The organism is Desulfurobacterium sp. (genome assembly GCF_027028515.1).
GTDB lineage: Bacteria > Aquificota > Aquificia > Desulfurobacteriales > Desulfurobacteriaceae > Desulfurobacterium_A.
In genome coordinates, this window is record NZ_JALVIW010000080.1 from 1 (window position 1) to 8,781 (window position 8,781).

The window sequence follows — 8,781 nt, forward strand, 5'->3', positions numbered from 1 at the left end:
TCCGGATCTCGTTGTTTTGGAGAAGGCGAAGAAATCCCGGATTTACTATTACGTTCCGTGGGCAGAAGTTCCTGAAGATGTGTATGGAGTTAAAAATGGGAAGCTTGTTCTTTTGTATAAGAAAGGTAACAGATTTAACCCTTTAAAATACTTACCCTTTAAGCCCATTGACCTTGTTATTTTTAACGGGAAAGACGAGGGAGAAGTAGCTTTTGTAAAAAAACACTTTAAAAATGAAAGGGTGGCTTTCCTTATTACAGATGGCAGTTTTTACAGGGTTTCCAAAGAGCTTGGAGTTCCTGTTTATTATTTTGGAGGTTCAAATCTGAAGGAAAGGCTGGGTGTAAGGGAAACTGTAAGCAGGGTTACTGTTGATGGTGAAAAGCTGAAGATAACAGTTTTTGCCGTAGATAAAAAGGGAAGCTTAAAGGAGAAAAAATATTCCGTTAAAAACGGTTTTTTATTTTTAAAGGTGAAGAAGGATGCTGAAGCGAAATAAGCTTTTCTTATCAGTTTTGCTCGCCATTTTGGTTTCCTTAAAGTCGTATGGTGCCTGTTCCAGTGATCCTGCCAGGATCGTTTACGATATAAATATTTTTCTCTCTACCATAAAGAATATGTTTCCCCTTAAGCTTGGGGGTGTAACTGCGATTTCAGGGGGAAGTCCTGAATCCTATAACTCTCCTCCGGACATTCCTTCTTCTCCTTTGTGTGTTTGCATGAATCCTTTTCCCAGAATAGGGTTGACTCTGAACTACTGGGAAGTGGCAGCAATTGTTGAAACTGTTAAAGATCCTTACTGTTTTCCGGGATTGGGTTTATATCTTCCTCTTGGCATAAACAGTCTTGCATCAGGAACTGAACAGCAGGGTCAGGGGGGACATAAGAAAGTTGGTGACGACAAGAAGTTTATCCAGTTCAACGCCTATACTTTTAATCCGATAAAATATCTTCAGCTCTTTTTAGATTCCGTCTGTTTCAACTATAAGGAAGAGTTTTTCTACATGTCCGTTGTTGATTTTTTCTGGAATGACGACATGTGGTCTCTGGTGGTTAATCCTGAATGTGTTGTTCTTAGCTCCCCTCCTGCTCAAATAGCCTGCAATTTTGTGGATTCTGCAGCTGTAGCTGCCAATAAGATGCCTATAGACGTGCTTTACTGGTGTATGGGGTCGCATGCAGTTTGCCCTTTAACAGGTAGCATAAAATCTAACAACCTTTTTGCTGCCAACGCTGCAGGTTTGGAAAAAGGGGTTTACTCTCTGCACAGAAAAGGTATTCTCTGGGGATGGCTTGGCAGTCAGGCTCTTTGTGGTCCTTACTATCAGCCGATATGGAAGAAGACAGCTTATAATAAACAGGTGATATTCCCTGTTCCTCATCCTAACCGTGTTCCGGTAGGGTATCAATCCATGTTGTATGACAAAGGGAAAAACCCTTATGTAGGTTCTAAAGCAGATAACTTTGCGTGGTTTTTGTATAGATACAGATCCTGTTGTGCTTTTTAAGGAGGGAAAAAATGATGAGAGGGATAATAGCATTGATTTTATTTTTATTTGTATTCTCGGGTGTTAAAGCTGACAGCATGTCGGATTTTGTTGATAGCATAGTTAACAACATTCAGACCGTTGACAACAATGCGTTTGAATCCCAAAAGAGGGGTTATTTCGTCGGTGGTGGCGTCAGGTATTCAGTTCCAAACCCCACCATCCAACCTCTTTCTTTTTCTCCGCCCAGAATAAGTGCTGGTTGTGGTGGTGTAGACATTTCTCTCGGCAGTTTTTCCTATCTGAAGTTTGATGACCTTGTCCAGAAGCTTCAGGCGGTTTTGCAGGTGGCTCCCGCTTTAGCTTTTCAGCTTGTTCTTTCTAATCTTTGTGAGAGATGTCAGGCAATATTAAGTTCACTGGAGTCAATATCTGATATTGTTAATTCCCTGAACATGGATGCCTGTACCCTTGCCAAGGCAGGTGTAGGATATGCTATGAAGTTATCAGGTGTTGCGGGGAAAAATAATGTTGATAAAGGAAAAAGCGAAGACACGAACGATTGGATAAAAACAATGCAAACCAACTTAGCAGAGTTCCAGCAGGCTATTGAAGATTGGAAAAAAGAGGTTACAGGGGCTTATGATTGTATGGTTTTAACAGGTCAAGATTATGATAGTTGTGTAAAAAAGGGGGCTAAGTCTGGCTTGCTTTTTAATGAAGGTGTTTTGGAATATCTTAGGGTTAATTCCAGATTAAAAAGTGAGCCGTATTTTGAATCGATAATCGAGATAGTAAGAGCTTATATAGGAGATTTAATTGTGAGTACTTCTGATGTTACGTATATTAGTCCCTGTAATGATTTAAGTCCTTATTTCTTGGGTGTGGTTTGTTCTAATGGAAAAAATGCCTCAGCGGGGTCTCCTATGAAATCTTGTGCTATCGGAGGAATGAATGTTACATATTACGCTGAAACTGTAAGCGATCTTCAAACCAATTCCTGTAAATCTTTTGATCATCAGCCCTTTTTAGATTCCTATGAAAATACAATCCAAAGCATTTATCAAAAGATAAGATCAGGGCAAGATTTGGATGCGAATGAGCAGATTTTTATAGTTACTTCTGTTTTCCCTGTCTACACCTATCTTAACTGGATAGCAAGAGCAGAAGAATTAGGTTTTAGCGATTCTTCAAGCAAGTTAGCTTCTCTTTCCAATTCTTTAGCTCAAGCTATGTATATTGATGCTTTTTACTATAGGCTTTCTATACTTTTAGGTAATCTTACAGAGGCACTCTCTTCGGTGTCCAGTGCCTGTGCTACGGCACAAAAGGATGCCTCAGACAGTATATGTGGGGAAGGGTCTCCTCTTAACGACTATTTAAACAAGGTTAAAGAATTACAGAGGGTTGTTTCAGATTCAAGGAAGATCATTTGGGATACGTTTAAATCCGATTTCAATACTCTTAGAAAGAATTACGAAAATAGCTGGAGATTCGTTATGAATACCCTCAGGACTTACGGTCTTGAGAAATCTTATAACTTTTCTGCCAGTGTTGAATAGGGGGCTGATATGAACATATATGTTTGGGGTTCAAGTGATCACGTAGCTACCATACTCCAGGCTGTTGCTTCTTTAATAACGAGTAATGATTTTCATTCCCTTTTGGTTCTGGTTTTTATTATTTCTCTCGCTCTTGTGTTGGTAAGGATGCTTCTGCGTTTTGACAGCTATACTCTTTTGAAAGGTTTTGGATTTTACTTTATGACTATAGCTTTAATTTTTTCTTTTATGAGGATTACTACTTCTGTTAATATTATAGATAATGTTTCCGGAGCCGCTAGAACTGTTGATGATGTTCCAATAGGGCTTGCTTTCCTTGCTTCAGTTTTTAGTACCGGGGAAAAGGTTATTCTTAATCTCTTTGAATCCTTCTATACAATACCAAACAACATAAATTATTCAAATGCAGGCTATAATTATGCTCCTTTAGTTTTTAATACTCTTTCAAGATCAAAAGTTCCTGATCCTTATTTGATGAGATCTATCAAAAGATTTATATATGACTGTTTCTTTGATGACGTGGTTTATAAAAACAAAAACTTTGAGGATCTCGTGTATGCAACGGATATATATGCTTACATGAATCCAGTGAGAAATGGTTGGACAATTTATTACGACAAAACAAACCCGGAAGGGGTTTCGACAACCTGTCAGGTGGCTTATCAAGATATTGGTACCCAGCTGGACAACTACTCAAACAGTGCTTTTTTACAGGCTTTTTCAGCTTTTGTTCCTACTACTAACAACAACACAAAGGTTCAGGAGGTTTTCAATACCTATTTATCCCAGCCGGGAACAGACTTAAAAGATGCTTTTAAGCAAACAGTTTTTGCCCGGATGGTTGTGGAGTCTTTAAGAGATGCAGCTCTTGAATCCGGTATTAGTGGGGATGCTTCTGCTTACGCAACAAAAGTGGCTCTATTGACCGCTTTTAAAAACTGGCAGGTTTCCGGTGATGTTGCCCGACAGCTTGTTCCTTATCTGAAGATTATAATAACAATGCTTTTATTTGCTTTGTTTCCATTTGTTCTGATAACAATGATGACTCCTGTGAGATGGAGGTTTTTGCATACTTATACTTTCTGGTTTATGTGGATAGCTCTCTGGGAACCTGTAATGAGCGTTTTGAACTACGTGATATCGATTTTGCTTTCTGATACATTTGAGGCCTTTAGTAGATCTCTGTCTGCTACAACAGGTGGGTACAACCTTGCAAATATGGAAGGCATATATGAACAGGCAACCACCCTGCTTTCTATTGGTTCCTGGTTTGCAGCTGCAGTTCCGTTTTTAGCTTTGGCTCTTGCAAAAGGCTCCGAATACGCCTTAACGTCTCTTGCTTCCAGTTTTTCAGGAATGTTTTCTGCAGTTGGTTCTTCGGTTGCATCCAAGACTGTTGATCCTGCAGCTGCAGGTAAAACCCTTGGAGAAGCCAAGACGGTTGGAGAGTATGGTGCGGGAACTTTTGCATCTCAGCAGGCAATATCCACTTACTTTTCTGCACAGAAGATGTTTGGTGAAAACAGAGGGCTTTCCTTTGCCAACGCCTTTCCCGGAGGCATACAGGCCGTAGCCCAGAGAGCAAAGGAACATCAATTAATGGAGAATAGTTTTAAAAGCCCTACAACAGGAACTGTTTCCGGAACAAAGCTATTAGTGGGAGCACAGGCGGCTTTAAATGCTTTCAAAAGATGGAAAGAAGAGGGGGGTAAGGGCAGTTTTGACGATTTTATAAGAGCACAACAGAGCCAGCAGTATGTAGATTGGCTTTCCAGGGTTAAATCAGATATAAGTGTTGCAATAAAATCCGGATTTTTAAAAGGCTATAAGAGCGTTGATGAGTTTATGAACGCCTATGCGAGTGGGGACAGTAAAGCCATTAAGGCATATCAAGACTATCTAGCAAAAGTGGGTCAGCTTTCAAAAGAGTTTAATGTTGGGGATCTTCTTGCTAAAGCAGATGTTTTTGGTGGTTTGGAAGGTTTCAAAAAGTACATGAAGTACGAGAATCTTATGAAAAACGAGGCTCTTGTAAACCTTGCAAGAACTGAAGCGGCGATGGACGGTAAGAATTTTGATAAACTTTCTAAGGACGAGCAGATGAAATATTTCCAAAAGGCCGTTACAAGGGTTGCCAGGGCTGAATCGGAGAGGAGGTCTGCAGGAGCAAGGACTTGGGAACAGTTTAAAGAAGCTTTCGGTGGAGACGTTGTTAAAGCTATTAATGCCAAAGCCCTTCTTGAAGGAAAGTTCGAGGGCATAAAATCTGAGGCTATAGCTGAGGCTTATGATAGAGGAGTAATAACAGATGATATGCTGGCAAAGGCATTTAAAGGTAATTATCTGTTGAATCTTGCCAGGGGTATTTCTGGGCTTGCACAGGTTAATGCTTTTGGGGGTGTTGAGGCTCTTGGAAGTTTACTTGGTTCCAAAGGTATAGTTGACCTTAAAACCTTCAAGTCTAAGATGGATACAATTGCTGACGCAATAATGAAAGCAAACCCCGGAATGAGCAGATCAGAGGCCTGGGCTAAAGGAGCCGAAATTATGGGGCAGTCTCAAGGGGCAGAACATGCAGCGTTTTATAAAATGCTTGCATCTTTGAGCAGAAGATATGGCGATGATAGGGCTTTAGATATTTACGAGACTGCTCTTGCTTATCAAAAAGGTGCTTCAACTGAACAGGTCCTTGGTAAGTTGGATGAAATGGATGGTATGACTCCTGAGGAAAAATTTGATGCCGCAATGGCAATAGAGAAGTTTACAGGCAGGACAGGAATGGCCAGGGAGCAGCTCAGACGTTCGCTTGTTGAAGATATCATGAAGTACGGAGGAAGATCTTACGAGGAAGCAATTGATATTCTTGCAGAAGCAGAATACTTCGGTGTAATGCATAGCTTTGGAGGTTTAGTCATACGTTTAGGGGCAAAAGGAATAAAGGAGGTGGTCAAAAAGTTGCTCGAAATGAGCAAGAAAGGTTTTCGAGCGTCTAGGATTTTAAGTAGTTCAGAAGCTGAAAAAGCAGTAGAAAGATTACATAAAAAAGGTAAAGTTAGTGATGCCAATTATAATCGGTATAGAAATATGGTTAATAAGAGGGATGCAGTTTCTCGTGAATTGGAACAAGTAGAGGATTTAATTAATAGTAGAAGAAACGAGTTAAAAGAAGTTTTGGGGCAGGATATAGATAAGTTGACTCCTGAAGAAATAAGAAGGAGATCTCAAATTCTTTTTGCTGACGAAAGTGGAGCAAACAGGAATGTTCTTAAGAAAGTTAACGAGCTTGCCGATGCTTTAGAAAGAAGAGATGCTTTACAAAGTGAGCTTATAGACAGAAACAGAAAGATTCTATCCTTTATTAGAGAAAATATTGCAACTTCAGGAAAGCTTTCAAAGATAGAACAACAAGCTTTAGACGTAGTTGCCAGTGTTGATGAGGCTGTTTTAGATGGTGCTTCGCGAGAGTTTGGCAAAGTGAAAGAGATAACCAGGAGGACAAAAGGGGCTGTACGAAGTACAGTGAAGGGAGGTGCTAAATTGGTGGGAAAAGCACAGCCGCTCTTGATAATTGCAGATGTAGCATTGACGGGATATGATTATGTTTCTAATGAAAGGTATAAGAAGTCATATATTCCATTCTTATCTACTGAAAAGTATAATGAATTGATTAAAAATCATCCTATTGATATGGTAAGAGAGCAGGTTGAGTTTGCTAATTTTGGTTCTTATTATGTTAGAGACTTTTTGGCGACTTTGAGTGATGTGTATCGTTATTCTTCAATGCTTATTTATGAGAAAACTGGAGGACGATATCCTGCAAATTTAGATTTATTGGAGCACGATCATAGGTTGTATGAAAAATTTTCTAGATATATGAGAAAGGAGGGCGAATACGATGACTCAAATCGAGAACGAGAAAAATAAAGCAGCAGAAATTGAAATAAATGACCCAGTGTATCCGGTTTTTATGTTGGAGGATAATAATTCTATTGTTCTGGTTTTTCCCAGTTTGTCTTTTATAGAGGATGGTCGTATTGCTGTTAGTTTGATTCTTTTGAATAACGATCTATTTCTTAGGTTGGGTTTATCTGGGCTGGTTTTAGTCAGTGAAGAATTTCTTGATTTATTGAAGCAGAAAAAGACTTTAAAAATAGCTGTTTTGCCTATGGGTTACGACGAAAACGGAGATTTTGCAGCTGCCAATTGTGGAAAGATTTTAGATGTTGACATTGCCTTGTCTGATGATCATTTGAGAATAATAGAGTCTTACTTTAGGAAAACAGTTCAACTACAAGAACCTGATTTGATGCACGATAAGTTCCTAAAATTAAAGCAAGAGCTTGCAGGAAAAGGGATGAGCGAAAAAGAGGCGGAAGAGATAGCGAGGAAAGTTTTTTTTGAAAACTAGCACTTTACATAAGCCTTTTCTATTTCCCTTTTAATGGGGATTTTTTCTAATTCTGGGAACTTTTCTTTAGACTTGTTGTAGTTGAGATATTCTTTAAGAATTTCTTTTTTAATATAATCTGAAGATAGAGAGACTAAAGGGCTTGACCTCACTATCCACATGCGAAATGTTATGAATGGTTTTGGGTATATTTTGTAGATTTTTTCCTTAAGAAGGCTGTAGAGAATGCTTGCTGATAACGTCGTTGAAACTACTGCTATTCCTGCATAGAAAAAGGGTTTTCCGCATAAACCCCCTATTACTGCCAGAAAGAATATACAAAATATTAGTATCATAGGAACATATAGAGATTTAGCCAGGGCTCTATTCCCACTTATTTCCTCTTTGTACAAAGCTTTGTATTTTAAATAACCTTTTCCTACTATGGAGAACAGCTTTTTCAGTTCTTTTTTTTCTTCTTCTGACATGTTTTTATTTTCTTTAAAAGGTATTTTTCCTTTTATACTTTTTTGAAATCCTTTTGCCCTTATTTTGTCTTCAAAAATAAATGCTCCTGATTCTCTGTAAGGGTTACTATAAATTGGCAAATCTTCTATTTCTTTTCTAAAGTATGGAGGAGTGGTATCTACTGTTTCGTATTTTCCGAAAGAAAGGGTGTAAAGTGAGTACAAAATTTTTATTTTTTTTGGAGGCAGTTTTTTAACCATCCTTTCCACGAAAATAGACCTTCTCCCTCCTTCCAATTGTAGGAGTATGTAATACAGGACAAAGGCATTCTTAAATCCGTAAGTTATAACAGGGGATATTTTTTTAGACCTTTGGTAGTCGCATATTAGTCTTAGGGTTTCTTCGACTGATGAATGTAATGGGGTGACAGATCTAAGCTTTCTTTGATATCTTGGACATTGGATTGTCCAGAGTTCTTCTATCAACCAGGGATTTTCTTTGATCAGATTTATTACATACTGAATGTGTTTTTCTCCTTTTTCTTTTAGTTCATTAAAAATGTACAGATCCTCTATGTTAATCTGTTTTATTTCTTCCTGTGAAAGACTGTATTCTTTTAAAACACTCATTTTATTTTCCTTTAAAAAGGCGGTTCTTCATCAAAATCAAATCCGTTTTCCGGCTTTATTTCCTTTATTTCCTGTTCAATTTCTTTTATTTCTTCTTCTGTCAGTTCAAGGCTTTCCTGCTCCAGCATTTCTATGTATTTTTCAAACGTTTCTTCTATTTCCAGTCTCTTGTTAAATTCCTCTTCCATCATCTGAATTGTTGCATGGGAAAGAGGAATGTATTCTTCTTTTTCTGCCCTTTCTTTTAT

5 protein-coding genes and 2 pseudogenes are annotated in these 8,781 nt (G+C 38.4%); 5 read left to right on the forward strand and 2 right to left on the reverse strand.

Features of this window, described 5'->3' with window-relative positions:
* The 5 genes and pseudogenes from MV676_RS07135 to MV676_RS07155 all read left to right on the forward strand — a co-directional run.
* Positions 1–499, forward strand: a pseudogene (locus MV676_RS07135) (hypothetical protein); the annotation flags it as partial.
* A complete protein-coding gene (locus tag MV676_RS07140; protein ID WP_297446228.1) occupies positions 483–1,508 on the forward strand; it encodes a TraU family protein in 1,026 nt (341 codons plus the stop codon). The pseudogene MV676_RS07135 and the gene MV676_RS07140, both read left to right, overlap by 17 nt.
* Before the next feature lie 11 nt (positions 1,509–1,519).
* Entirely contained in the window at positions 1,520–3,049 is a 1,530-nt protein-coding gene (locus tag MV676_RS07145) for a conjugal transfer protein TraH (RefSeq protein ID WP_297446230.1), read from the forward strand.
* Positions 3,050–3,058: 9 nt separating this feature from the next.
* On the forward strand, positions 3,059–6,973 hold the full coding sequence (locus MV676_RS07150) for a conjugal transfer protein TraG N-terminal domain-containing protein (protein WP_297446233.1): 3,915 nt from the start codon (positions 3,059–3,061) through the stop codon (positions 6,971–6,973).
* Entirely contained in the window at positions 6,945–7,457 is a 513-nt protein-coding gene (locus tag MV676_RS07155; RefSeq protein WP_297446236.1) for a hypothetical protein, read from the forward strand. Before MV676_RS07150 ends, MV676_RS07155 begins: the two co-directional genes overlap by 29 nt.
* Here MV676_RS07155 and MV676_RS07160 read toward each other — a convergent pair.
* Complete coding sequence (locus tag MV676_RS07160; protein WP_297446238.1) at positions 7,454–8,533, reverse strand: hypothetical protein; 1,080 nt, start codon at positions 8,531–8,533, stop codon at positions 7,454–7,456. The two genes, MV676_RS07155 and MV676_RS07160, sit on opposite strands and share 4 nt — an antisense overlap.
* A gap of 11 nt (positions 8,534–8,544) precedes the next feature.
* Positions 8,545–8,781, reverse strand: a pseudogene (locus MV676_RS07165) (hypothetical protein); the annotation flags it as partial.